Genomic DNA, 23,576 nt, shown 5'->3' with positions numbered 1-23,576 from the left:
GGTCAACTCGCGGAGACCAATCCAGCAGTGGTCCGTGACGCGCTGACACGGAACATCTCGGTGGGGCCGACTTCTTCGGCGGGGAATCCCGCCGTAGCCAAGGCGCAGGCTTTGAACGCGCGCGCGGCCCGGCTGACGCGGTGGTGGGTGATCTTCACTCGATCCGCCAGTTCGGCCGGAAGGGCATCGCCCCACAGCGACAGCTCGGCCGAACGGTGGTCGAGACAGTCCAGAATGCCATCGCGCACACGACAGTCCGCGACCATCTGGGTGGGTACAGCCACCGCATGCGGCCAGGTGTCGTGTTTCGGGGCCGCCAGCGACTGTTCGATATCGAGCACAGTGGCACCGAGGATCTGCAACGGGCGCACGTCGGAGTGGTCGTCGACGAGCACGGTCACTTCCCACCCGGCGGTTGTTCGATCGAAGAGCCAACCTCCCGCGTAGCGAACAACTTCCACGGCATTCGGCGCGACGATGGCCAGGCGATATCGCAGCGGATGCCGGCGGGCGTGGGCTCTCCAGTGGGCGGAATCAACGAATTGTGCGGCCATGTGCTTCCCATCCAAACTTCGAATCTGAAGATCTCGACAGGTGCGCCCCACGCCCGGAATTCGATCGCTCGGAGCCCCTGCCGACCACACGGTAATCCGGTTACTCAGCATGTGACAGCAGTCTCATCCAAGTAACTAGTGATCTACGTCACATTGATTTGCCCTTGACGTACAACCCTGAAATTCGCTTTACCGCAGGTCATTCGGGTTGTTCGAGCCGTCGGCCGGCGGGATCCGTCCGTGCCTAGCGGGCGGGCCCGTAAGGACCAGCCAACGAGGGATACACGAGCGGCGACGAACCCTCCTCGCCCTCGGCCACCCGAACGCGCGCCGCCTCGGCCACGCTGCCACTGGTCAATCGGTCGATCGCACGCTCGAGCATGGGCAGGATCTCGGTCACATCGAGATCCTTGTCGACGAATCGACCGGTCAACGCGTAGATCAAATTGGTGACGATCAGTCCGACGTCCTCGACATAGTCGCGATCGTAGCCATCGAACAACATCGCGGCGACCGGCAGCACGGCGCTCACACCCTGTGCGTCCAATTGCCGACCACCGATGCCGCTGCGCGCGCGATGGTAGGCCTCGAGCATTCTGGGATTGCGTTCCCACGGCTCGAAGACGTGCCGGATGACGCGGACCAACCCGTCGCGCAGCGATTCACCCGGAACAGGCAACTCCAGTTCGGCATAGCTGTTGATCGCCATCCACCGAGTGACAGCGGCGACCATCAACTCGTCACGGGTGGCGAACTTCTTGTATACCGTCGCGAGCGAAACCTGGGCCCGACGCGCGACCTCCTTGAGCTGCAGATCGTCGTACCCATCCGACATCAACATCTCCATCACGACGTCGATGATCCGGACCGAGGAGTCCGTTTCCGGTGACCGTTTCACTCCACCACGGTATCGCCGCTGGTCGACTGACCTACTCCCGGGCCGACCGTCTCGACTCCGCAGACCTGGCGCTCTTCATCGATGAGCCGACGCCGATCGTGATGGCACCACCGTCGCGGGCAACCCGGCGGCGGGACCGAACCGGCGGGATTCCGCGACGCTCCGACCTAGACTACTGCCGATCAGCGGGTGGGTTTTCTGGAATTCTCACACGCGCAACCAACAGATAGGCGATGCGGTCGAGACCAAGGGTGAGTCGATGTACAACGGCAAGACGCTGCGGGACTGGTGGCACGATCCTGTCGACTACCGATGGCTCGTCCGCACGCTGGCCGCCAGGTCGGCGCTGGTTCCGCTGAAGATTCTGATCGGCCTCGCGGGAGCCGCGATCGCGGTGATGGGCGCGGTGATCGCGGGAACACCGGTGGGACCGCCCGGCCATCCCGGCCTCGCTTCGACAATCGGAGTGCTGTCGGGAACCCTGTGGGCGGCGCGCTGGTGGCTGCTGACCTGGCCGAGCAGGACCGAGTCGCTGATCCTGATCGCCTGCGCCGATGTGCTGTTCACGGTGGAATTCCTCCAGTTGCAGGATCGACTGTTCGGGGCGATGGGCACCGTCCTGCTCCTCGGCACCGGCAGCTACCTGAGCTTTTTCCACAGCGCCAAAGCACTGGCCGTGCATTCGGTGTGGTCGCTGCTCTCGGTGGTGGTGTTCTCGGTGCGGATCGCCACCGGCGGCGGGAGCATCGAACTCGCCCTCGCGGTCGCATTGCTACTCGCGTCGGTGGTCAGCGCGGTGCCCGCGTTCCAGCTGCTCTATTCGTTGCTGCGCACCGAGTCGCAGTCGGACCCGCTCACCGACCTGCTGAACCGCCGCGGTCTCGAGAACCGGCTACAACAGCTGATGGACCGCAATCCCGCGATGTGTGTCATCTGCTTCGACCTCGACCGGTTCAAGAGCGTCAACGACACCTGGGGCCACCGCATCGGCGACATCGTCTTGATGCGCACCGCCCGGCGGCTGCGCGATGCCGCCGGGGAGATGGCGGTCGTGGCGCGGACGGGCGGGGAGGAATTCGTGGTGGCTGCGCCGATCTCCGCGGCCGCCGCGCGCAGGGAAGCCGAACGGCTGTGCCGAGTGGTCGCCGAACCGCCGGAAACCACGGTGGCTGTCACCGCGAGCGTCGGTGTGGCGATTTTCGACGCGACGATCTGTCCACGCTGCCCCTGCCCGACCGCGGACCGACTGCTGCAATCCGCCGACGCGGCGATGTACCGGGCCAAGCAGTCCGGCGGGAACCTGGTGGTGGTGGACGAACTCAGCCCGCCGCCGGACCACCGCCACCCGGACGACCCGGACAACAGCCGGTAGCGCCGATCGTTGCCCGGCGATCAGGCCGCCGCCGCGCCGGACCTGTTCACATCGGGCACGATGGTGATCATGGACCTCCGCATCTTCACCGAACCCCAGCAGGGCGCCGACTACGACACGTTGCTGTCGGTGGCCCGCGCCGCCGAGGAGCTCGAATTCGACGCGTTCTTCCGCTCCGACCACTACCTCGCCATGGGCGATGCCTCGGGCCTGCCCGGCCCCACCGATGCCTGGATCACCCTGGCCGGGCTGGCCAGAGACACCTCGCGTATCCGGCTGGGCACCCTGGTCACCGCCGCGACCTTCCGGCTGCCGGGGCCGCTGGCCATCCAGATCGCCCAGGTGGATCAGATGTCGAACGGGCGGGTCGAACTCGGCCTCGGCAGCGGCTGGTTCGCCGCCGAACACGCCGCGTACGGAATCCCGTTCCCGGACAACAGGTTCGGCCTGCTCGAAGAGCAATTGGCCGTCATCACCGGACTGTGGGAGACCAAGCCGGGGGCGACGTTCAGCTTCGAGGGCGCCCACTATCAGCTCACCGACTCCCCCGCCCTGCCCAAGCCCGTGCAAGACCCGGTGCCCGTGATCATCGGCGGCAACGGCAAGGTCCGCACCCCGCGCCTGGCGGCCCGCTATGCCACCGAGTTCAACATGCCGTTCGCCTCGATCGCCGACAGCGCCGCCCAGTTCGACCGCGTGCGCGCCGCGGTGCGCGCGGCCGGGCGCACCGACGAACTGATCTACTCCAACGCCCTGGTCGCCTGCGTCGGGCGCACCGACGCCGAGGTAGCGCGCCGGGCCGCCGCGATCGGCCGCGAGGTGGACGAACTGAAGAGCAACGGCCTGGCAGGCTCCCCCGCCGAGGTCGTCGACAAGATCGCCCGCTACCGCGAGATCGGCGCGAGCCGGATCTACCTCCAGATCCTCGATCTCGCCGATCTCGATCACCTGGAACTCATTGCCGCCGAGGTGCAATCGCAGCTCTGAGAGCGATATCCGGTCAGGGAAGCAGACCCAGCGCGGTGCGGCCGACCACGTCGAGGATCGCATCGGTGTTGGGGGGATGGAGTTGTCCGGTGCGGACGTCGCGGTAGAGACGTTCGAGTTCGTTGCGGCGACTGACCGACGACGCGCCGACCACCTGAACCGCGGTGTCGACGACGTTCTTGGCTGTCCTGGTGGCGAATTCCTTCGCCGAGAACAGACGCGGAACCGCCCACACGCCGAGATCGACGCCGGCGTCCGCGTCCCGGGTCGCCGTCTCGAGCAGTGCGTACGCGGCGTCCAGCTGGATTTCGGCTTCGGCGATCTGGCGTTGTACCGCCGGTTTGCCGGCGTGGGCCTCGACACCGGGGACCAGCGAGGAGCGGGTGCCGGCGTGCAGGATCGCGACATCGAGCGCCCGCCGGGCGATCCCGAAGTAGACATTGGCCAGCAGCGGCAGGTACCAGCCGAGGATGCCGTTGATCAGCGGGGGGTAGGCACCGCCGGGCGCGTGCGTTCCCGCGAGCGTCGCGGCTTCGGCACGGGCGTTGTCGAAGATCGTGTCGTCGCTGCGGGTCGCCCGCACGCCGAGGGTGTCCCAGGTTTCCTCGGTGCGCACCCCCGGCTGGTCGCGGGCGACGAACAGGTGCACGATGCGCGGGTCGGCGGGGTCGGAGTCGTCACGGGCGTGGATACCCACCGAGGTCCACACCGGGCCCAGCGAGGTGAAGGTCTTGCGGCCGTCGACGCGGTAGGAGCCGTCGGGCAGGCGCCGGGCGCTCACCACCGAATCATCCAGTCCCACATCGTTTCCGCGTTCACCGTGACCGGCCGCGAACACCTCACCGTCGCGAACCGCGGCGAGCAACCAGCTGAAGTCCTCGGCACCGGAGACGGTCAGCGCGGCAGCGGGCCCGGTCCAGTACAGGTGCATGTTCACCGCGAGCGCGGTCGCGGGCGCCCAATACGCCAATTGCCTTTGCTCCCTGGACAATTCGCTGAGCGACAGGCCCCGGCCACCGTACTGCGGCGGCAGCGCGGCGCGCAGGTACCCGGCCTCGCGCAGTTCCTCGAAATCCTCGGTGAAGAAGGCGTTTTCAGCGTCGTAACCGGCCGCGCGGGCGTGGAACCGGTGGTAGTCCTCGGTGCTGAAGAAGGCGCTCGGCGCGGCGGCCGCCGAGAGCGGGGAGGTGCTGCTGGCAACGACGGTGGGTGTGACGGTGCTGGTCATCGCTGGTCTCCCGGGTTCGCCTCGGCGGCGAGATCGATGGCTTGCGCGAATCGGCGCGACTCCGAATGTGGCAAGTATCGCGGGCCGACCGGGCCGCGGTGAAGCAATAGAATCGGCCCGATCACATCCCGAACGTCAGTAGAAGACCGGCCCGGGAACGCCGCCCCCGGCCGCGATGGCATCACCGGTGATGGCGATGCTGCGTGGCGAGGCCAGGAACGTCACCACATCGGCGACCTCACCCGCGTCGATGATCCGGCGAATCGAATTCTTGGCCAACTCTGATTCCAGCTCGGCCACGTCGCCACCGTCTTGCTCGACCTGGCGGGTGAGACGTTCGGTGAGCCGTTCGGTGCGGGTGAGGCCCGGGTGCACGACTGTCACATTCACCCCGTGCGGCCCCAGCTCGTCGGCGAGGTTCTTGGTCAACGCCGAGACGCTCACGTTGCGGATGGTCTGCCCGATCGAATTGGCCTGCCGCGCACCGAGCCCGCTGATGTTGATGATGCGACCCCACCCCTGCTCCACCAGATGGGGTGCGACAGCACGTGCGGTGCGAAGGTAGCCGAGCACCTTGATCTCGACTTCCCTGCGCACGATCTCGTCGGTGGTGGCTTGCAGATCGCCGCCCGCGCCCGCGCTCCACGGTGTGGCGGCGGAGTTCACCAGGATGTCCACGCCACCGAGTTCGGCGACGGTGCGCGCGACGAGTTCTTTCACCTGCTCGTCGTCGCCGGTGTCGGTCGGTACCGCGATCACCCGTCGTCCCGATTGCCGAGCGATCTCGTCGGCGGCGGCGCGCAGCGGTTGCGCCGACCGTGCCGCGAGCACCACATCCACCCCCTCCGCCGCGAGCCCCCGCGCGATGGCCAGACCGATTCCCTTGCTCGCGCCGGTGACGATCGCCCGTTTCCCATCCAGTCCCAGATCCATGGCCCGACGCTAACAATCCCACCCGCAACGCCACACGCCCCAGCTCGAGATGATCGAAACCCGCAGCAGCCGGGGCTTCTCGCGACGTCCGGCGCACCGCGTAGGATATCGCCTGTCCGTAGGGAAGACCGGTGCGAGTCCGGGGCTGTCCCGCAACTGTGAGGCTCGTTCCCGAGCCGAAGCCAGATACCTGCGGATGAACTGTTGAAACGGTCGTGATCACGTGGGTATTGATCGATGCGCCGAACCGAGCCACACCGGTTGTGGCTTGTTTGCGCATGTCTTCGTCGCGTGTGAGCCCACGCGATAGGAGCATCCATGCAGCCGTCGAATCTGCGCCGCCGTACCTTCCTGCTCGGCGGCGCGCTCGCCGCGGGCACGGCCCTGGTCGGGTGCAACCGCTCGTCCGGGAGCTCCGTCGACACTTTCACTGCCGCCTTCCAGGGCTCCGGTGCCGGTGAGGGCATCGATCCCGGTGTGAACACGCTGTTCATCGACGAGGCTCGGATGAAATCGGTCTACGACGGACTGTTCGAGATCGATGAGACGATGACCCCGATCCCGCGCCTGGCATCAGCCGCGGAGCCGAACGCCGACGGCACGCGGTGGCGCATTACCCTGCGAGACGCCGTCTGGCACAACGGGAAAGCCGTCGGCGCCGATGACGTGCTCTACACCTTCTCGAGGGTGCTCGGGCCGCCGCAGCGTCGCCCGTTCATCGCCGCCTCCTCGCTCGACAAGGTCGACCTAGCCCAGAGCCGCGCCATCGATGCGCGCACGGTGGAGATCGTCTTGAAGGAGCCCTCTTTCGAGTTCCTGATCGCGTTGTCGGCCTATGGGACCAAGATCGTGCCGAACGGGGCCACCGACTTCGAGCGGCCGGTGGGGACCGGCCCCTTCGTGTTCGAGTCCTTCACGGCGGGCAGGGAATTCGTTGCTACCGCCAACGATCGCTACTGGGACGGCGCCCCGCCGATCCGGCGACTGCGCATCGTCAGCGCGGAGTCCGATGCTCGGCTCGCAGCGGTACAGAGCGGCGAGATCGACTACGCCGACAACCTCACCCCGTCGGCAGCACGGACCCTGCAGGGTCGGCGCGGCCTGACGCTCGCGGCGACCCCCAACAGTGGCATCTACTTCTTCGCGATGAAGACCGACCGTGCCCCGTTCGACAACCCTGATGTGCGCCGGGCGGTCATGCGGATGCTCGACCGGGACGAGCTGGTCAAGGTCGCGCTCGAGGGCAACGGCGAGGTCGGCAACGATGTGTTCGGCAAAGGCTTCCAGTACTACGCCGACCTGTCCCAACACACCTACGATCCCGACGAGGTGGGCCGGTTGCTGCGCCGCGCCGGGGTGCATGACCTGTCGTTCGACCTGTTCACCGCGCCGGTGGCGCACGGATTCGTGGAGTCGGCAAGGCTTTTCGCCGAACACGCGGGCCGCTGTGGGGTGAAGGTCAACGTCGTCCTCGGTTCCAAGGACACCTATTACACCGACGCGCTCAACACCGGGCACCTCACGATGGGCCAGTCCGGGCCACTGCCTGTTCCGAACCATTTCGCGTCACGACTGCTCACCGGATCGCCGCAGAATCGGACGAAGTGGTCCGATGCCGAGTTCGACGCGCTCTACGTCAAGGCACAGTCGACACCCACCGTGGAAGGACGTGCGGCGATCTACCGAACGATGCACGAAATCCTGTACGACCGAGGCGGCTTCGTCTTCTTCGGCAACACCGCCTGGAACAGCGCCGCAGGCGATCGTTTTCAGCAACTGCCCGCCGCGGTACCGAACTCGCACGGCTGGGCCCGATTCGACGAGGTGAATGCTCGATGACCGGACTGGACGCGGCGACGGCGCGGTACTGGCTCGAACGCTGGGACCGCCAGCAGGAGCACTACATGCCCGATCGCGAGCAGCGATTCGAGGTGATCGGCGATGTGTTGGACGAACTCGGTGACCGCGACGACCTGTTGATCGTCGATCTCGGGGTCGGTCCGGGAACCCTGTCGCAGCGGCTGCTCGACCGGTTCCCCGACGCCCGCGTTGTCGGCGTGGACGCCGATCCGCTGCTGCTCGGTCTCGCCGAACCGGCCTTGGCTTCGCCACGCTTCCGGACAGTGAATGCCGACCTGCGATCCGAGGGATGGCTCGACGCACTGGATCTGGAGCGAGTCCCGGACGCGTTCGTCAGCACCACCGCCCTGCACTGGATGAATCGTGATCCGTTGCGTGCGCTGATCAAGACCTGTGCGCAAGCGCTGAAGCCGGGCGGGTTGTTCGTCGACGGTGACCACCTCTACGAGGGTCCTGGCGGTACCCGGCTCGATGCCCTGGGTAAATCGATGACCGCACGCCGCGCCGAGCGACGAGGAACCGCGGGCGCCGAGGACTGGGCAGCCTGGTGGGACGCGGTGAACCGAGCGCCCGAGCTCGCCGACCTCGTGCGGGCCCGCGACGGCGGATTCGAGCACACCGTGCACGATCGCCCGACCGTGCACGACTACGTCGCCTTCGCCCGCGACGCGGGATTCGCCGAGGCCGGCATCGTCTGGCAGTACGGTGACGACCGCATCGTGGTCGGTATCCGGTAGCGTCCGTGCGCTTGTCGACCCCGTTCACCCGATTCCTGCTGCGCCGCAGCGTCATCGGGATCGGCCAGCTCGGCGTGCTGCTGGTCTTGGTGTTCGTGCTCTCATTGCTGTTGCCCGGCGATGCTGCCGACGTGCAGAGCAACGACGTCCTCGGCGAGCAGCAGCGCGCGGCGGCCAGGCATCTGCTCGGCCTCGACGTGGCACCGGTCCAGCGTTTCCTGGACTGGCTGGCCGGCGCCGTGGTCGGCGACTTCGGCGTGTCCTACGCCAACGGGCACCCGGTCGGCGACGTGATCGCCGACCCGTTCCTGACCACCGCGCTGATGGCCGCGCTGGCCTTGGCGCTGCTGGTCCCTGTCGCCGTCACGGCCGGGTTCGCCGCGGGCTCGGCACCGGGATCGTGGTGTGATCGGATTGTCAGCGCCGTCAGTATCGGGCTCGATTCCATTCCGGATTTCGTGCTCGCGGTCCTGCTCGTCAGCTACATCGCCCTCGATCTCGACCTGCTGCCCGCCACCTTCCTCGGGACCGACCTCGATACCCTGCTCGACCGTCCGGAATACCTGGTGCTGCCGCTGATCGTGATGGTCGCTCGCGTCGCCGCTCCCCTGGTTCGGCTGGTCCGCGCCGGTGTCATCGACGTGATGGATCAGCCCTATATCGCCGCGGCCCGCCGACTCGGCGTCGGCCGGATATCGCTGCTGACCCGCCATGTCGCGCCCAACGCGCTCGCGCCCGCGATGCAGGAACTCGGGCGCACCGGGGACGGACTGCTCTCCGGTGTGCTCATCGTGGAGGCGGTGTTCGTGGTGCCCGGCATCGCGTCGGCGCTCATCGGCGCCATCGGCAACCGTGACGACCCGGTCATCCTCGCGATCGTCGCGATCACCGGGGTCGTCGCCATCGCGATCAACACCGTCATCGATATCGCCGGGCAACGCATGGTGCCCGGGTCGGCCGAAGGCATCCGCCGATGACCCTGCGCCGCTGGATCTACAGCGTGCTGGTCGCGGTGCCGGTACTCGTCGCGACCGTGGGGCCGTTTCTCGCCGTGGGGGCGCCACCGCACCGTCAGTCGCCGTTCGGGCCGTCGGACTGGTCACCGTTCGGCACCGACCGGCTCGGGCGCGACGTGCTGGCCGCCGCACTCACCGGCGGACGGACATTCCTCGTCGTCGCGGCCGTGACCGTCACCGTCGCCTATCTCCTCGGGTCGCTGATCGGTGTCGCGGCGGCCGCGGCGCCACGCGCGTGGGTGGACGAGTTGCTGATGCGCCCGATGGATGTGCTGCTGTGTCTGCCCTCGTTGCTCATCATCATGGTTGCCGCGTTGCGCACTCGTGGCTCAGCGGTCGCGATCGCGTGTGCGATCGGTTTCGTGCTCGTCGCGCCGATCGCGCGATTCGTTCGCATGACGGCCCGCGGGACTGTCCACGGTACGGTCATGGACGCGTTGCGGATGCAGGGCGAGAGCCGAGCCTTCCGATACGGCAACTACGCGGTTGCCGAGATGTCCCGGCCGATCGCCGCCGATCTGGCGTTGCGGTTCACCGCTGCCGTGTACTTTCTGGCGTCGGCCAACTTCCTCGGCCTCGGATTCGACACCACCTCGACCGATTGGGCGGTGTCGGTCGCGGCCAACAAGGACGCACTGACCATCGCGCCCTGGTCGGTGGCCCTGCCCGCGCTGTTGATCGTGGCGCTCATCGTCGGGGTCAATCTGCTCGCCGACGACTTGCTCGCCGACCCTCGCACCCGCGCCGCGCGCCTGGCCACCGGCGACCGCGATGGCTGAGCCGCTCATCAGTGTGCGTGCGCTGCGGGTCACCGCGGGCCGGACTGTCCTCGTCGACGACATCGACCTCGATGTGTACGCTGGCGAGATCGTCACCCTGTTCGGCCCCTCCGGTGCCGGCAAAACCACCATCGCTACGGCGATTGCGGGCGTCGCGGTCGCGGGAACTGTTGTCGCGGGAACCATTCGGTGCCCAGGACCGCGGAGCAGCGTGCGGATCGGCTACGTGCCCCAGTATGCGGCGTCCACCCTGAACCCCGCTCGCAGAATCGGTACCGCGCTGGCCGAGCTGGAGCGGCTTCGTCGACGTCGCCTCGGGCTGCCGCGCACCGACCGGGCCACCCGGCGCGGCCACGTTGCCGACGTGCTGACAGCCGCGGCGTTCGAGGTGTCCGACCACACCCTGGCCACCATGCTCGGCAAGTATCCGTTCGAGTTCTCCGGCGGCGAACGTACCCGGCTCGCGCTGGCGCAGGTGCTGATGTCGGATCCCGATGTGCTCATCGTGGATGAGCCGACAGTCGGATTGGATCCCCTCGCGCGAGCCGCCCTGCTCACCGGACTCGACCGGCTGCGGCGGACAGGCAAAGCCGTAGTGCTCGTCACCCACGACACCGTCGCCGTCGACCGGGTCAGCGACCGGACGCTGTTCGTGCGCGCGGGTCGGCTCCACGACAGCGACCGACCCGCGCCGGTGGCCGCACCGCCCCGACGACGAGCGTCCGCGGTGTCACCGCCTGTTCTGCGACTGCGTGATCTCGCTGTCTCCCATCGACGTTCGCGCATTCTGCGCGGTGTCGACCTCGATCTGCATCGCGGTGAACTCGTCGCGATGGTCGGCGTATCCGGGGCGGGCAAGTCGACGATCGGTCGTACGATCGCCGGACTGGTCGGTCCCGACAGCGGCCACGTGCTGCTCGACGGCGAACCACTGGCCCCGCTGCGCCGGCGTAGTCGCGCACAGATCGCCGCCGTTCAGTACGTGTGGCAGGAGTCGGCAGCCTCGTTCGACCCTCGGCGCACGATTCTCGACCAGGTCGCGGCCACCGCCGTCCGGCTGCGCGGAGTCGACCGAGACACCGCCCGCCGGCACGCTCACGAGTTGCTGAACGACTTGGGTATCGATGCGCGGCAAGCACTTCGATATCCCGCGGGATTGTCCGGCGGCCAGCTTCAACGCGCCGCCCTCGCGCGAGCACTCGGCGCCGAACCCGCTGTCCTGGTGTGCGACGAGATCACCACCGCGCTCGACGCGCCGCTGACCAGCCGAATCCTGGAGTACCTCGACAGCTACCGGCATCGAACCGGCGCCGCGATTCTGATGATCACCCATGATCTGCGTACCCACTTCCACCGCGCCGACCGGATCGTGATGGTCGACGCGGGGCGCGTCATCGAGGCCGGCGTACCAGCCGAGTCCTGCGCCGACCAGCCCATCCCGATCCTGTCCGGATTCCTGGCCGCCGACGAGGTCGGCCACACCCGGCAACTCCGCCCTACCAGAGGGACACCGACACCCACCTGAACACCGGAGTCCTCGCCCGCTATGGGGCGGGTTGGTGGCCCCGGCCCAGCGGTAGCGCGACGCGCAGGGCTCGAATTTCCTCGACCAGGTCGGCATAGCCTTCCTGGACTTGAGCAAAGCGCAGAGCGGCGTGGTGCTGGTGTTCGGCGCTCTTGGTGTGGCGCAGTGTCCATTGCACGTGGGTGTAGGTGTCTGCCACGTGGCTGATCACCTCGCCGAGGGAATGGGTGTGGCGGCGGCCCGAGGTGGGGCGAGGCAGATGGCAGGCCGACCACTCGTCGATCAAGCCGATGACGGTGTTGATCCGGCCGCTGGTGGTAGGCGCGTCGAAGTCGGCGGGCCGACGGGTGGTCGACACCGACGCGGTGAACAGAGTCGCGTGCAGATCCGCCAGCTCGCGTGCCCATCCGATCAGCGGCGACCCGCCCTGCAGGTTCCCGGCGACGGCGAGCAGTAACTGACGGGCCTCCAGTAACCCCTCGGCGGTCCGCACGCGTGCGTTCTCCCCAGCGCGGCTGTCGGGCTTCGCGGCGGAGCCGCCTGCGTGCGTCACAGCTACACACACCCGGCTCACCGGCGTCTGCCCATTGCCCGATGGCCACGTCTCGGCGTCGTCGTAGTCATGAGCCGAGTACATCGCCGAATAATCTCTGCGACAATGACATTCGACAGGGCATGTCGTAAATGCCGCTGTGTGGGGATGACATCGTCGGGTTGCGTCGACATTGCTACGCGGTCGCGAGGCGATGTTCGGTCAGCTGGTGCGGAGTGTGCCGGGTGGTGCGGACGGCCCGCCGGATCGTCTGACAGAGATCGCGAACATCGGATCGCGAGGACGCGAGACTCGCGGCGTGCACCAGCTGCCCCAGCCGGTCGCCGACTCGCCCGCTGTCGACCTGACCGGTCATGTCCAGGCAAGCCGTCGCGAAGGAGACCGCGTCATCGATCTGGCCGAGACGGAAGGTGCCCGTGGCGATCGTGATGTTGTCGAACAGGATGCTGCGGGCAGGGCGTCCCGGCGTCGACGCGGCCAACGAGGCGCGAGCGGCGTCGACGGCTTCGGCTGTGTAATGTTGCGCGGTCTGTCCGCGGGCTGTCAGGGCGTACTCGTTGTAGATCACCGATCGCATGCCGGTGAACTCTCCGGGGGTGAAGAACACCCGGGTCCACGGGTCGATGGGATGATCTGCGACCCGGGCGATCTCGTCTTCGGCGCGGGCGAGCGCGGTCCGCATCCGGTCGAGGTCGCCCATCATCGCGTGTGCCCAGGCCTCATTGGCATACAAGCGCGCCGATTCCCCACCTCCGGTGGCGTCTTGGGCAGGTAGCTGGCCGAGTTGGAACATCCGCAGAGCGACGCGCGGGTCGCGTTCGATCAAGCTGATCCGCCCCAGCACGTAGAGCGTCGACGCGACCAGGCTGTCCGCACCCGCTCGCCGCGCGGAAACCAAAGCCATGGTGGCGTATTGGCGGGCGCGATGCTGGTCACCGATGTCGTGGTAGGCCCACCCGATCAGCCGGGCCAGATCGGCGGTGGCTACCAGCAGCGCGTGTGCGAGCGTCGTGTGTCCGCGGTACCCGGCCAGCAGCGCGGTCGTCGATTTCAGGAGATCGACGGCCGTGCGCGCGACCGAGCCACCACCGTGTCGCTGATCGCGTTCCCGCAATCCAGAGGTGGCGCTGCGCACCGCATCGAGATCGAGGCACCCTGTGTCGCAGGGCATCTCGGGAACGTCAAGGGAAGGTAGCCAGGGCGTCAGGATGTCAGCGGAACCGACCACGGCGGTCGCGAGGGCCTCCAGCAGCGTCGCATCCGCGCCGCGCCGCGTACCGGCACCGACGAACTCGGGAGCCTGTGACACCACTTCACGAGCGAACCCCACATTCAGGCCCGGCGAGGACAGGACGGAGTCGATCTCGGGAACCGGTGCGCCGAGCGCAGCCAGCAGAACGCGATAGGACTTGCTGGGCCTGCGGACCTCGCCGAGTTCCCAGCGCGCGATGTGTCGTTCCGAACACGCGACATTGACGCTGTCGCGGCGAGCCCTGTCGTTGATCAACTCGGCGAAATCCCCACGGCTGAGCCCTAATCGAGCGCGACGATAGGTCCGAAGTCGCTGCCCCCAGCTGTTCGCGGCTCCGGCATCGAGAGTGCCGCGGAGGGTGTCTGGGTCGGTGACGTCCATGAGTGGGCCCCACTCTTCTTGCGCCGCAGGGTATGTCGCAGTTCGGATACACCCTCCGACTTGTTCGCCAAATAATCGTGGTTGATAATCTAACCTGATAATCAGGATTGCGAAACAGGTGGCAGCCGCCGCCCAGCAGCCCGATACGGTGGGATCCATGGCACGAACCGCACGAAAAGTGCTGCTAGGTCGAGAGATCGACGCGCTTCTGCGCCGGTCTCGCACTACCCAGGCCGACGCGGGAAAGATGATCGGGGTGAGCCAGTCCCGCATCGCGGCGGTGATCAGCGGCACGGGAAATCTGAGCGCCCAGGCACTCGACGAGCTGGTCAGGCAGCTCGGCGTCACCGACCACGACTACATCGCGATCCTGCTCGATCTCCGCGAAGACAGCCATCGCCGCGGATTCTGGAACTCCGGCTACCGCCGCGCCTACATCGAGGAACTGCGACTGCTCGTCGACCTCGAGGCGGTGGCGGATCGACTACGCGAGACCGCTGCCGAGATCGTTCCCGGCCTGCTCCAGCACGAGAGCTACATCCGCGCGCTGCACGAACCCCTCCAACTCGACCCCGACGATCCGGACGCGGTCACCGTGGACGACTACGTCCGAGCCCGCGTCGCGCGTCAGCGGATCCTGCTCGCGCGGGGAGCACCCGAGTTCCACGCGATCCTGTCCGAATCCTGCCTGCGCCGCACCTACGGCGGAGACGCGGTAATGCTCGACCAGATCACCCACCTGCTCGAGCTGTCCGCCCGGCCCAACATTCAGATCCAGGTCATGCCCTTCACCCACCAAGCACCCGGCGCCGGCATGGAAGACCGCTACATCCTGGTTCGCGTGCCCTCCCCCGGAGCAGCGGGCGATCTCGAGATGGCGGTGATCGAAGCGCAGGGCGAGATCCGCTACATCGATGACAAACCCGCCGTCGGTATCCGCGACAAGATCTTCAACCGCCTGGCGATGACCGCCTTGAGCCCCCACGACTCACGTCAGTTCATGGAACACCTCGTCCGCGGCCTCCGCAGCCGCCCCACCATTCAGCGATAGACCGGCACCACCGCAACCGCAGAGGAATCACGATGTCCGACAGCGACTTCGAGCCCCGCCCGATCGACACCAACAAACCCAGCTCCGCACGCATCTATCACCACATGGTCACCGGCGAGGTGATCTTCGAATCGGACCTGCCGTTCATTCATCGGCTCTACGCCGACATCCCCTTCTATCCCCTGTGGGCCCAGCACAATCGCCGGTTTCTCGCCCGCGCCGTTCGCTACATGGCCGGCACCGGGATTCGCCAGTTCCTCGACATCGGGTCCGGCCTGCCGACCGGCGGCAACACCCACGAGGTCGCGCGCGAGCTCGCCCCCGATTCCCGCGTCGTGTACGTCGACAACGACGAAGAAGCGATCAACCGGGCCCGCGACCTGCTGCGTGAACAGGGTGTCACCGACACCGCGACGATGGTCGACGCCGATCTGCGCGACCCCGCGCGCATTCTCGCCCACCCCGATACCCAGCGCCTGATCGACTTCACCGAACCCGTTGGGCTGCTACTGGTTTCGGTGCTTCCCTGGGTCACCGACGCCAGCGAGCCCGGCAAGATCGTCGCGCAACTGCGTGACGCCCTCGCCCCCGGTAGCCACATCGCGATGACACACGTGTCCCTCGAAGACGCGGGCGCGGAAATCAAAGCACAGGTCGCCGCAGGCGCGGCGGTCTTCACCGATGCCAGCACACCGGTCACCCTGCGCACCCGCGCGCAGTTCCAGACCTTCTTCGACGGATGGACGATCGCCGACCCCGGCATCACCTACGCCACCGACTGGCGACCCGAACAGCCGATCGACCACGACGACTACGCCCGCCCCTGCAATTTCGCGGCTATCGGCAGTCTCCCCTAGTGTGTGCCCGCGCTGCCGGCACCGTCGCCGGCAGCGCTGTTCGAAAGGATCCACCATGTCGTTACCGACACCGCCCGCTGCTCACTTCCGCAAAGCGGCCGCCAGTTCCCCGCAACAGGCGTGCGTGATGGTCTACCGCGACAACCACCGCACCCTCATCTGGGACGACAAACTCGCGCGCCCGGTCGCCACCGCGGCACACCCTGTCCCCCTCGAGGAATGCCTGACCCTCGACCACCACCAGTTCGAGGCCCTCCAGGCCGCGATCCGAGCAGACCGGCCCATCCGTGGCGCCCTGACGATCACCCGAGCATCCGACGACCTCTACGAATTCAGCGCCGCGCCGGAATGCCGTGCCTCCGCCGGAGCCGCCAGGCTCTTCTTCGACCACCTCGAATACACCGCGTTCGTCCACGCGGTGCGGCACCGCGAGTTCGAACGATCGACCTTCCTCTCCCACGCCGCGTGACCGACTCAGCCGTGAGCCGCCGCGTGCCGGCACAGCTCGGCCGCAGCACCTCCTGACAGCCGCGATACCCCGCACCCTGCGCTCAGATCCGACATGGCCACCGACCCCGAAACCGGTGTAGGTGCTGATATTCGGGTCGGGTGAGGGGTGCGCGGGCCGCGGCTCCGGGATGCGGCGTGAGTCGGCCCAGCGGGGCGTCCCGCGACAACCCTGAGGCCGCAACCATGGTCAATGACCGGGCATGCACAAACTGACTGAGCCGCCACGAATTCAGCGACACCCGTGCGTGGTTCACGCCAATAAACGCTTACGCTCCGAGCTGCCCGGCATCGGCCGCCGACGATCTGATCACGGTGCTGGCGGGCAGATTCTTACCAGTCACGGGTCATCAGCATGTTGACCTGGATGAGGAACATTGTCAGCAGGTACCCGTACATCATGATCTGGAAGACGATCAACGCGCGCTGGCGGTTGCGGTCCTGTTCGTTCATAGCGACTCCTAGTTCGTGGACTGGATGTGTGTGGCAGTGGGCGACAGGTGTGCGGCTGCGATCTCTCGCAATCCGTCGTGGATCGCTCCGTCGCTGCTGAGCGGCGCCAGGATGCAGACCTGGGCCGCCTCGAGTTCGTCAACTCCCGCGGCGACCAATCGCGCCGCAGCGACCAGAACCCGGGTGGAGGGCGGTTCGAAGTGGAAAGCCTGGTCGGCCTGGCGGATGGTGGTGGCGCAACCGACGAGTCGGTGCGCGGTGGCGACCTCGACGCCGGATTCGGCGGTGATCACCTCTGCTTCACGATCGGGTGGCAGGTAGTCCATCCCGAGGGTGACGAAGCGTTGCCGGAAGGAGGGTTTGAGTTCCTTGAGCGAGCTGCGGTAGGCCGGGTTGTAGGAACAGACCAGCATGAAATCTGCTGGTGCGAGGACTGTTTCGTCGGCGCGGTCGAGGTAGAGGGTTCGCCGGTGATCGGTCAGCGAGTGCAGGATCGCGAGTGAGTCGTGGCGAGCCTCGACCACTTCGTCGAGGTAGCAGATCGCGCCGGTCTTGACCGCGCGTGTCAGCGGTCCGTCGGTCCAGATGACGTCACCGCCGGTGACCATGAATCGACCGACCAGGTCGGAGCTGGTGAGGTCGTCGTGGCAGCTGATGGTGACGACCTCACGCCCGAGGGCGCGGCCCATGTGCTCGACGAAACGGGTTTTCCCGCATCCGGTGGGGCCGGTCAGCATCACGGGCAGGTGTTGATGGAAGGCCCGCTCGAACAGGCGGACTTCACTGCTGTGGGCGAGGTATCGATCGGTATTCATTGGGTTGTCAACTCTCGATGGATGTTTGCCAGGACTCTCGGAAGGTCCTCGACCTGACGAATCCGCTGTGACCGGCGTGACCCGAACACTTCGGGCAGCGGGTCGACGCGGGTGGGGCCGACCCCGAGGTAGTAGGTGAGCACGCCCGCCTCCTCGGCCTCGGCGACCGCATGTGCGACATCGGCGAACGCGTAGCGGCCCTCGTAGCCTTCGTCGGACATCAGTCCGTCGCCGATGATGATCAGCAGTCGCCGTTCGCTGGGTTGCTCGAGCAGCCGCTTGGTGAGGTGCCGCACAGGTGCGCCCAAGCGGGTGTAGCCGCCGGTCATGAGTCCGGCCTTGCTCGGATCGACGAAATGCGGATCGGCGAAGTCCTTCAGGCAGCCGACTTCGACTCGGTGCCTGGTGTTGCCGGTGAAAACGAAAATCGCGTGTCTTTCCCGGGCCAGTGTCATCGCCCGTGACATCGCGTCCGCGCACGCGAGTTCCAGTGCGAAGATCCTGCCGCCGTTGAGCCCGAGCGACGAACTGCCGTCCAGCAAGAGCGCTGTCGTGCAATCACGTGAGCTGGGTACCAACTCCCGGAAGATTTTCGGCTGCCCGGCCGCGCCGGTCCGCACCGCGACGTGGTGGCGTACGTAACGGTCGATGTCGAGATCGGAGCCGTCCTCGAGTCCACCGCGCATTTCCCGGTGAGTGCGCTGTTCGAACCACCGCCGGATATCGGGCGAGACCGCGGTGACCGGTGTACTGCGGGTCGAGTGGCGGCGTTCGACAACTGCGACGTGGTCCGCCAGAAACGATCCGGTCCACAGATTCCACTCCGGATATGGGATCCCCGAGCGCTGATCGGTCCGGACCTCGAAGTCCTCGTCTTCGGGACGGCTCGGCGGCGGAAGCGTAGAGCTGCGCTCCCCTCCGTCGCCACCGACAGGGATGGTGACCATCCCTCGGCGGTCGCTGCGTGCGGAACTCCACGGCATCCGGCCGTAGACCCGGCGGATCGTCGCCGCCAACACGCCCCGGGCCGCCGTCGCCAACGGCAATCCGCCCAGCAACGGGTGTGGCGGCAGTGGCCGCGAGCGGGCCAGTTCCATCGCACGCTCCAGCATCGCGTGCCCCTCCAGATCGTGGTCGGCGATCTCGAGGTCGGGGGCGATTCGCCGCAACTCCGGCACCAGACCGGGAAAACGCTCGGCGATCCATCCGGCCGCGACACCGCCTTCCACCCAGGACAGCGCCACACGCTGACGTGGTGACAGCTCGTGCAATGCGTAGGCGGCGATGCGGTCCTTGGACGGCGAACACTGCAACGCGACACCACAGGTGAGCGTCGCGCGCGTCCATTCCGGCGCCATCACCGGGTAGGGAACGCTCACGAGTGTGCGGGCACGGTTCAAACCGAACCCGCGCGCGGGCCCGCTCATCAACCGCACGCCTTCTCGCCGCTTCTCGGAGAAGGCAACCGCGGTCACCGAACATCCACGCTCGACGGCCAGTGCGTGGCTCAGATCGTCGGGGTACAAGAGACCTCCTGATGTACCGATCGACAGTCGCGATGTCGGGGGTCCATGATCAGAAGGTTCCGATGTTCTTGATGAGCCAGTACCAGAACACGACGATCGCGATCATCGCGCCCCAGCACACCGTCAGGCGAAAAATTTCCTGCCACATGTTTCTCACTCCAGATCGTGTCATCGGCCCGAATCGTGATGCCCACGACCAGGACCGGTGCCCGCCTATCGGGCTTCGAGACTTCGTACGGTGGTCAGCAGGTAGCTGTCGAGGACCGTGTGACGCAGCTGCCTGGCTTCGCCGGTGACCGCCAGCAGCCCATACAGGCCATCGACGAAGAACATCGCGCTCTGATGCGCGGGAATCTTCCGCTGCGCGGCAGAGCTTTCGATGATCGCGGCTACGGCGGCGGCGACCGGGCACTGCGGCCATCGCTGGGATCGGCGGTCGGACGTGAAACGCTCCGACATGAGATCCCGGAACAACGCTGTGCCGAACCGGCTCTCGAGCGCGAGCACGAGATCGATGGTTCGCGCCAACGAGGTCGCCAGATCCCGCGGTGCCGAAACCGAACTCCGCAGGCTCTGCGCGATCGCTGCCTCCTCGCGGTCGGCCAACGCGAGAAGGATGTGCTCCTTGTTCGGGAAGTGGAAGTAGAACGTCGCGCGGGCGACGCCTGCCGCCGCGGCAATCTCGCCGAGGTCGGCCGCGGCCATCCCGGCAACCCCGAACTGCGCCACCGCCGCCTCGAAAAGTCGCTCGCGGGTTTTGATCTGCCGGAGTCTCCGCGAGCCTGCAATGGCCGCGATCGTGACCGTGCTCATGTGTCGATCCTCAAAGTTCAGCACTGGGATCGAGCCGCGCTCGACAATCTCACGAGCGCGACCGGACCTGCTGACGTCTTGGTTGTTCCGGCCCGGTGTCACCGGGCGGCTGGTGTCACCGAGGCGGCGACTTCGCGGCATTCTCTCGGGCGATCCGCTCGTCGTGGTTGCGGACCAGTTCGCGGAAGCCGATTCGTTCGTAGTCCGGCTTCGGTTGTATTCCCCACTCATCGCGTGCGGTGGTCTGGTTCGCAGCTTCCGGCGCGCCGCCGAAGGGCGGGCCGGACAACGGGTAGGGGAACTCGCACTCGAGCGCATCGTCGGAGTAGCGCACCTTCATCAGCTCGCTACAGATCTCGGTCAGCGACAGCGATGGGTAGCCATACCAGATCGCGATCGCAGGAACGGTCAGAGAGCCCTCCACGACGAGCGCGAACAGGCACACCATGATCGCCCGTTGGAGCCATTTGTGCATTCGAGCGAACGTCGGCGTGGTGCCGGCCGGAAGCGAAGTGTCCTGCTCCGGAGTTCGACTGCTGCTTTGATCGGTCATTTTCTGTGTCTCCGTGTTTCGCGGGGAATTTCAGTCGGAGAAGATCTCACGATTGACTGTGTGCAGATAGGGAATGGCCAGGAATGGCGTTATGTACCAGATGTCGTAGAGCCACCAACCGAACACCGGAAGCACCGTCCCGCTGTACCGCAGGTCCGCATAAATGGTCATGTTCGCGATATATCCGACCCACATCACCACACCGAACCAGCAGGTGACGATCAGCCATTGATGACCCCAGCGCTGCATCCGAAGGAAAGCGATCGCGGCAGCGATCCGCAGCGGGAATACGATGAAGATACTGGCGATCTCCCACGACTTCTCTCCGGGCGCACCGGCACCACCGATCCACAATTCGTTGTAGTGCCAGAAATACCCGGCATCGAAGAAGTTGCCCCAACCGGTGAAGAACACCCGATTCACCAGGCTGTGGCTGGCGAAGATATCCAGTACCCATCCCACGGTGTTGATCGCGGCGTCCAGGATCACCAGATACCCGATTACGGTCACGATCATGGGGCGCACCGACAGATTCGCTTGCTGAGCGCGCCGCAGTAGCCACAATCCCCGCAGGAAGATCGGCAGCCCGATCAAACCCAGCACCAACGTGCCCATCAGCACCGTGCCCACGATCAACCACCGGTCGGCCTCGCGTTGAGCTGCCGAAGACTCGTCCAGATGCTGATCGTAGGACACCGAACCACCCGGCCCCGGCGGCGAGTCCGCCCGTTTCTCACCCGACTGTCGGTTGAATATCGACAAGTTCATGAAAGTCCTCACCAACTCCTGAATTACGACTCGAAGCGCGACGAAACGTTTTCCGGCGCACAGCTGATAGCGACCGGAGACGCTCACCGTTCCGGATCCGAATACATCGATCGCCAATAGTTCTGCACTATCGACCGATTCCTCTTGAAGTGCCGAGAGCAACTCGCGCAACACTGACCCTATTCAGAGACATGCCACGTCACAGTTCGCCTCCGCACTGCGGGCACAGCCCACAAGTAAACCAACGAACACCGCCATAGATGGCATCGTCGAAGATAGGGTTGCGCAAACAGAGGACTTCGGTATCGAGCGCACTTACACAATCTGCACGCTCGATGGCGGCATGCCGTGAATTCTCGGTCTCGGCACGCCGTGTCAAATTCCCTTCATGGCCAGAAAATAACAGGCGATACAGGTTTACCATGTTGTATCTCCTGCTGTCCAGGGCTCTTCGGAACAGGGCCCGCGAATGCCGTCGGATCTCAGCCGATGCCCCGCGCGCCGACCGCCCCTACCGCCCGCTCAGCATCGGCCCGGACCGTCGAGACGATAGATTCGACGTATGCGCACAACAGGCTGGCTAGGCCATCCACCGGCAACCGACGACGAAGCGCGCGCTCGGATCCTCGAGGCCACCCACCGCTGCGTCGAACGCCGTGGTGCGCGCACCACCATCTCCGACGTCGCGTCCTCGCTGGGGTTGAGTCGCGCCACCGTGTACCGCTACTACGAGGGCACTGCCACACTCCTGCAAGCGGCGGCGGTCGAAGGCACCCGGGAGTTCCTCGATCAACTCGGCGACCACCTTCGATCCTTCGACGACCTCGCCGAAGCCGCCGTAGAAGGCGTCACGTTCATCATCACGCAGGTGCCCTCGCAGCCCTACCTGCAACTGATGTTCGAGGAATCCACCCACACCCTGCTGCGCACAGTTACCTCCGAAACCACGCGCGCGATCGCACGCGCCCTGCTGGTCGAACGAACGTCCGTCGACTGGACACGGACCACCATCGATTCCAGCACCCTCGACGAGCTTGTCGAATGGATCCAACGGATCGTCCAGTCATTCCTGTCCGACCAGACGGAAAGCCCCACGCGCACCCCCGAACAACTGCGCGAATACCTCCACCGATGGCTCGGACCCTCGATCAGGACCTGGGCTACCGTCGCCGACAACGCCCCAAGCCGATCAACTCCCGAAACCGCTCCTGCGGCGACACCATGAGAAGACATCCGGGTCGGCTACCACCTCACCACCAACCCGAGTACGCGAGCAGACGGTGGGATAGCTCGCACCAACAGCCGAAGAGCTTCGATGTCTAAGATGTTGGATATCAGATCAAAGAGGAATCCGCGATGACCAGGCATTTTCCGGTTGCCCATGTTTTGCGTGTCCTGCCGAGGAATCGAACCTGCGACAACAAGGCGTTGCCTACCCGACCTCGACCACGAGCTCAAATTTCCGGCGACTACTGCGGGAGACCTGGCGTCCGAAATCAAGGCAAATCAGCTCGCGGCCGACCCGAATATCTACGACCTGAACATGATTGAACGCTGCAGCGACGGCGGCCTCATCACGTACAAGACCCGCGACTGACCCCCGATAACGTCTGCATCCCGATCATTGCCGCCCAGGTGGGGAGCCCGGCCTCGTCGGGGGCTTATCGGTGCGGACCCCGCGGAAGCCGGGTTGTGGATGGCCGGTCACTGACCTGGTGCTACCACCGAGTGGGTAGACCGCTGCATGCAGTACTGAGGGTCGTGCCTGTGTGGCCGGGCTGCACATTGCGATTCCTCGGCACAGCCGCTGCAACCATCGTTCGAGGTAGGTAGCTGTGCCAATCAACACCAGGTATCTCGCGCTGTCCAATTCGGTGTCGAACCATGCCCCGACGCTCGGGCGAACTCCCTCCGGGCGAGCTCAGTCGCGAAGCGAGGTCACCAGCATCGCCATCCCGGCCCCGGTGAACAACACCGTGACCCCTGCCAGGACGACGAACCCGAAATTCGGCTCCATCCCGTTGGCGAGCAGGGTCGGCACGAACACTCCGAGCGGCACGGCTCCGGCGAAAGCCCACGCACCCAGCCGGAATGCCCCCATGAACACTCCCACCGGCTCGAATATCCCTACCAACGCCAGCCCGACCCCCACGAACGC

Annotated in this window: 24 protein-coding genes and 1 riboswitch; of the genes, 11 read left to right on the top strand and 13 right to left on the bottom strand. The window is 66.2% G+C overall.

Translation table 11 applies throughout. The annotated features are described in order from the left end of the window. Positions 1-2: 2 nt before the first annotated feature. Together ACFVVI_RS08625 and ACFVVI_RS08620 are read right to left on the bottom strand one after the other, a co-directional pair. Positions 3-497 (bottom strand): hypothetical protein, encoded by a 495-nt coding sequence (locus ACFVVI_RS08625; RefSeq protein ID WP_378990427.1) that lies wholly within the window; start codon positions 495-497, stop codon positions 3-5. Positions 498-798: 301 nt separating this feature from the next. Continuing rightward, positions 799-1,452, bottom strand: coding sequence for a TetR family transcriptional regulator (locus ACFVVI_RS08620; protein WP_378990286.1), 654 nt, complete (start codon positions 1,450-1,452; stop codon positions 799-801). A gap of 259 nt (positions 1,453-1,711) precedes the next feature. Here ACFVVI_RS08620 and ACFVVI_RS08615 point away from each other — a divergent pair, with 259 nt between their 5' ends. Together ACFVVI_RS08615 and ACFVVI_RS08610 are read left to right on the top strand one after the other, a co-directional pair. Beyond that, complete coding sequence (locus ACFVVI_RS08615; protein WP_378990287.1) at positions 1,712-2,824, top strand: diguanylate cyclase domain-containing protein; 1,113 nt, start codon at positions 1,712-1,714, stop codon at positions 2,822-2,824. A 69-nt stretch (positions 2,825-2,893) separates the two neighbouring features. After that, positions 2,894-3,811: an LLM class F420-dependent oxidoreductase gene (locus ACFVVI_RS08610; RefSeq protein ID WP_387445361.1), complete on the top strand. Its 918-nt coding sequence runs from the start codon at positions 2,894-2,896 to the stop codon at positions 3,809-3,811. A 13-nt stretch (positions 3,812-3,824) separates the two neighbouring features. Here ACFVVI_RS08610 and ACFVVI_RS08605 read toward each other — a convergent pair whose 3' ends face one another. Both ACFVVI_RS08605 and ACFVVI_RS08600 read right to left on the bottom strand, forming a co-directional pair. After that, positions 3,825-5,039, bottom strand: coding sequence for an acyl-CoA dehydrogenase family protein (locus ACFVVI_RS08605; RefSeq protein WP_387444541.1), 1,215 nt, complete (start codon positions 5,037-5,039; stop codon positions 3,825-3,827). 135 nt (positions 5,040-5,174) lie between these two features. Next, complete coding sequence (locus ACFVVI_RS08600; protein WP_387444538.1) at positions 5,175-5,972, bottom strand: SDR family NAD(P)-dependent oxidoreductase; 798 nt, start codon at positions 5,970-5,972, stop codon at positions 5,175-5,177. Positions 5,973-6,051: 79 nt separating this feature from the next. Then, a riboswitch (cobalamin riboswitch) is annotated at positions 6,052-6,185 on the top strand. 105 nt (positions 6,186-6,290) lie between these two features. Here ACFVVI_RS08600 and ACFVVI_RS08595 point away from each other — a divergent pair. The 5 genes from ACFVVI_RS08595 to ACFVVI_RS08575 are packed head-to-tail and all read left to right on the top strand — an operon-like array spanning position 6,291 to position 11,889. Beyond that, positions 6,291-7,811, top strand: coding sequence for an ABC transporter substrate-binding protein (locus ACFVVI_RS08595; protein ID WP_387444536.1), 1,521 nt, complete (start codon positions 6,291-6,293; stop codon positions 7,809-7,811). After that, positions 7,808-8,569, top strand: a complete 762-nt coding sequence (locus ACFVVI_RS08590) for a class I SAM-dependent methyltransferase (RefSeq protein WP_387444534.1) — start codon at positions 7,808-7,810, stop codon at positions 8,567-8,569. Before ACFVVI_RS08595 ends, ACFVVI_RS08590 begins: the two co-directional genes overlap by 4 nt. Positions 8,570-8,580: 11 nt before the next feature. Next, a complete protein-coding gene (locus ACFVVI_RS08585; protein WP_387444531.1) occupies positions 8,581-9,546 on the top strand; it encodes an ABC transporter permease in 966 nt (321 codons plus the stop codon). Beyond that, positions 9,543-10,364 carry an ABC transporter permease gene (locus ACFVVI_RS08580; RefSeq protein WP_387444529.1) on the top strand — a complete coding sequence of 274 codons (822 nt, stop codon included), beginning with the start codon at positions 9,543-9,545 and terminating at the stop codon, positions 10,362-10,364. The genes ACFVVI_RS08585 and ACFVVI_RS08580 overlap by 4 nt, the downstream gene beginning before the upstream one ends. Further along, a complete protein-coding gene (locus tag ACFVVI_RS08575; RefSeq protein ID WP_387444526.1) occupies positions 10,357-11,889 on the top strand; it encodes an ABC transporter ATP-binding protein in 1,533 nt (510 codons plus the stop codon). Before ACFVVI_RS08580 ends, ACFVVI_RS08575 begins: the two co-directional genes overlap by 8 nt. A 19-nt stretch (positions 11,890-11,908) precedes the next feature. Here ACFVVI_RS08575 and ACFVVI_RS08570 read toward each other — a convergent pair whose 3' ends face one another. Both ACFVVI_RS08570 and ACFVVI_RS08565 read right to left on the bottom strand, forming a co-directional pair. Continuing rightward, on the bottom strand, positions 11,909-12,526 hold the full coding sequence (locus ACFVVI_RS08570) for a hypothetical protein (protein WP_387444523.1): 618 nt from the start codon (positions 12,524-12,526) through the stop codon (positions 11,909-11,911). A gap of 91 nt (positions 12,527-12,617) precedes the next feature. Continuing rightward, the gene (locus tag ACFVVI_RS08565) at positions 12,618-14,234 is read right to left on the bottom strand and encodes a hypothetical protein (protein WP_387444521.1); all 1,617 of its coding nucleotides are present in this window, start codon (positions 14,232-14,234) and stop codon (positions 12,618-12,620) included. Between ACFVVI_RS08565 and ACFVVI_RS08560 the strand changes: the two genes are divergently transcribed. From ACFVVI_RS08560 to ACFVVI_RS08550, 3 genes are read left to right on the top strand one after another with little or no spacing between them, the layout of a single operon-like run. Beyond that, entirely contained in the window at positions 14,233-15,126 is an 894-nt protein-coding gene (locus tag ACFVVI_RS08560) for a helix-turn-helix domain-containing protein (protein WP_387444519.1), read from the top strand. The two genes, ACFVVI_RS08565 and ACFVVI_RS08560, sit on opposite strands and share 2 nt — an antisense overlap. A gap of 32 nt (positions 15,127-15,158) precedes the next feature. Beyond that, positions 15,159-15,983, top strand: coding sequence for an SAM-dependent methyltransferase (locus tag ACFVVI_RS08555; protein WP_378990298.1), 825 nt, complete (start codon positions 15,159-15,161; stop codon positions 15,981-15,983). A 55-nt stretch (positions 15,984-16,038) separates the two neighbouring features. Further along, on the top strand, positions 16,039-16,452 hold the full coding sequence (locus ACFVVI_RS08550) for a hypothetical protein (protein ID WP_387444517.1): 414 nt from the start codon (positions 16,039-16,041) through the stop codon (positions 16,450-16,452). 499 nt (positions 16,453-16,951) lie between these two features. Here the strand turns inward: ACFVVI_RS08550 and ACFVVI_RS08545 are convergent, their stop codons facing one another. From ACFVVI_RS08545 to ACFVVI_RS08520, 6 genes are all read right to left on the bottom strand, one after another. Then, positions 16,952-17,758: an AAA family ATPase gene (locus ACFVVI_RS08545; RefSeq protein ID WP_067445129.1), complete on the bottom strand. Its 807-nt coding sequence runs from the start codon at positions 17,756-17,758 to the stop codon at positions 16,952-16,954. Continuing rightward, complete coding sequence (locus ACFVVI_RS08540) at positions 17,755-19,284, bottom strand: nitric oxide reductase activation protein NorD (RefSeq protein ID WP_378990301.1); 1,530 nt, start codon at positions 19,282-19,284, stop codon at positions 17,755-17,757. Before ACFVVI_RS08540 ends, ACFVVI_RS08545 begins: the two co-directional genes overlap by 4 nt. 213 nt (positions 19,285-19,497) lie before the next feature. Further along, positions 19,498-20,199, bottom strand: coding sequence for a TetR family transcriptional regulator (locus ACFVVI_RS08535; RefSeq protein ID WP_387444515.1), 702 nt, complete (start codon positions 20,197-20,199; stop codon positions 19,498-19,500). Positions 20,200-20,212: 13 nt separating this feature from the next. Further along, complete coding sequence (locus ACFVVI_RS08530) at positions 20,213-20,650, bottom strand: hypothetical protein (RefSeq protein ID WP_067445123.1); 438 nt, start codon at positions 20,648-20,650, stop codon at positions 20,213-20,215. A gap of 30 nt (positions 20,651-20,680) precedes the next feature. Further along, positions 20,681-21,418 carry a hypothetical protein gene (locus ACFVVI_RS08525; RefSeq protein ID WP_084472288.1) on the bottom strand — a complete coding sequence of 246 codons (738 nt, stop codon included), beginning with the start codon at positions 21,416-21,418 and terminating at the stop codon, positions 20,681-20,683. A gap of 199 nt (positions 21,419-21,617) precedes the next feature. Further along, the gene (locus ACFVVI_RS08520; protein ID WP_387444513.1) at positions 21,618-21,842 is read right to left on the bottom strand and encodes a hypothetical protein; all 225 of its coding nucleotides are present in this window, start codon (positions 21,840-21,842) and stop codon (positions 21,618-21,620) included. Positions 21,843-21,980: 138 nt separating this feature from the next. On the opposite strand from ACFVVI_RS08520, the gene ACFVVI_RS08515 reads away from it, so the two are divergent. Beyond that, positions 21,981-22,643 carry a TetR/AcrR family transcriptional regulator gene (locus ACFVVI_RS08515; protein WP_387444511.1) on the top strand — a complete coding sequence of 221 codons (663 nt, stop codon included), beginning with the start codon at positions 21,981-21,983 and terminating at the stop codon, positions 22,641-22,643. Between the two features lie 696 nt (positions 22,644-23,339). Here the strand turns inward: ACFVVI_RS08515 and ACFVVI_RS08510 are convergent. Continuing rightward, a partial coding sequence (locus ACFVVI_RS08510) for a hypothetical protein (protein ID WP_387444510.1) occupies positions 23,340-23,576 on the bottom strand: 237 nt, incomplete at its 5' end.

It is taken from the genome of Nocardia sp. NPDC058114 (assembly GCF_042884695.1).
Classification (GTDB): Bacteria; Actinomycetota; Actinomycetes; order Mycobacteriales; family Mycobacteriaceae; genus Nocardia.
Note: the sequence above shows the minus strand (reverse complement) of the source record. Positions and strands in the feature narration are given on the sequence as shown.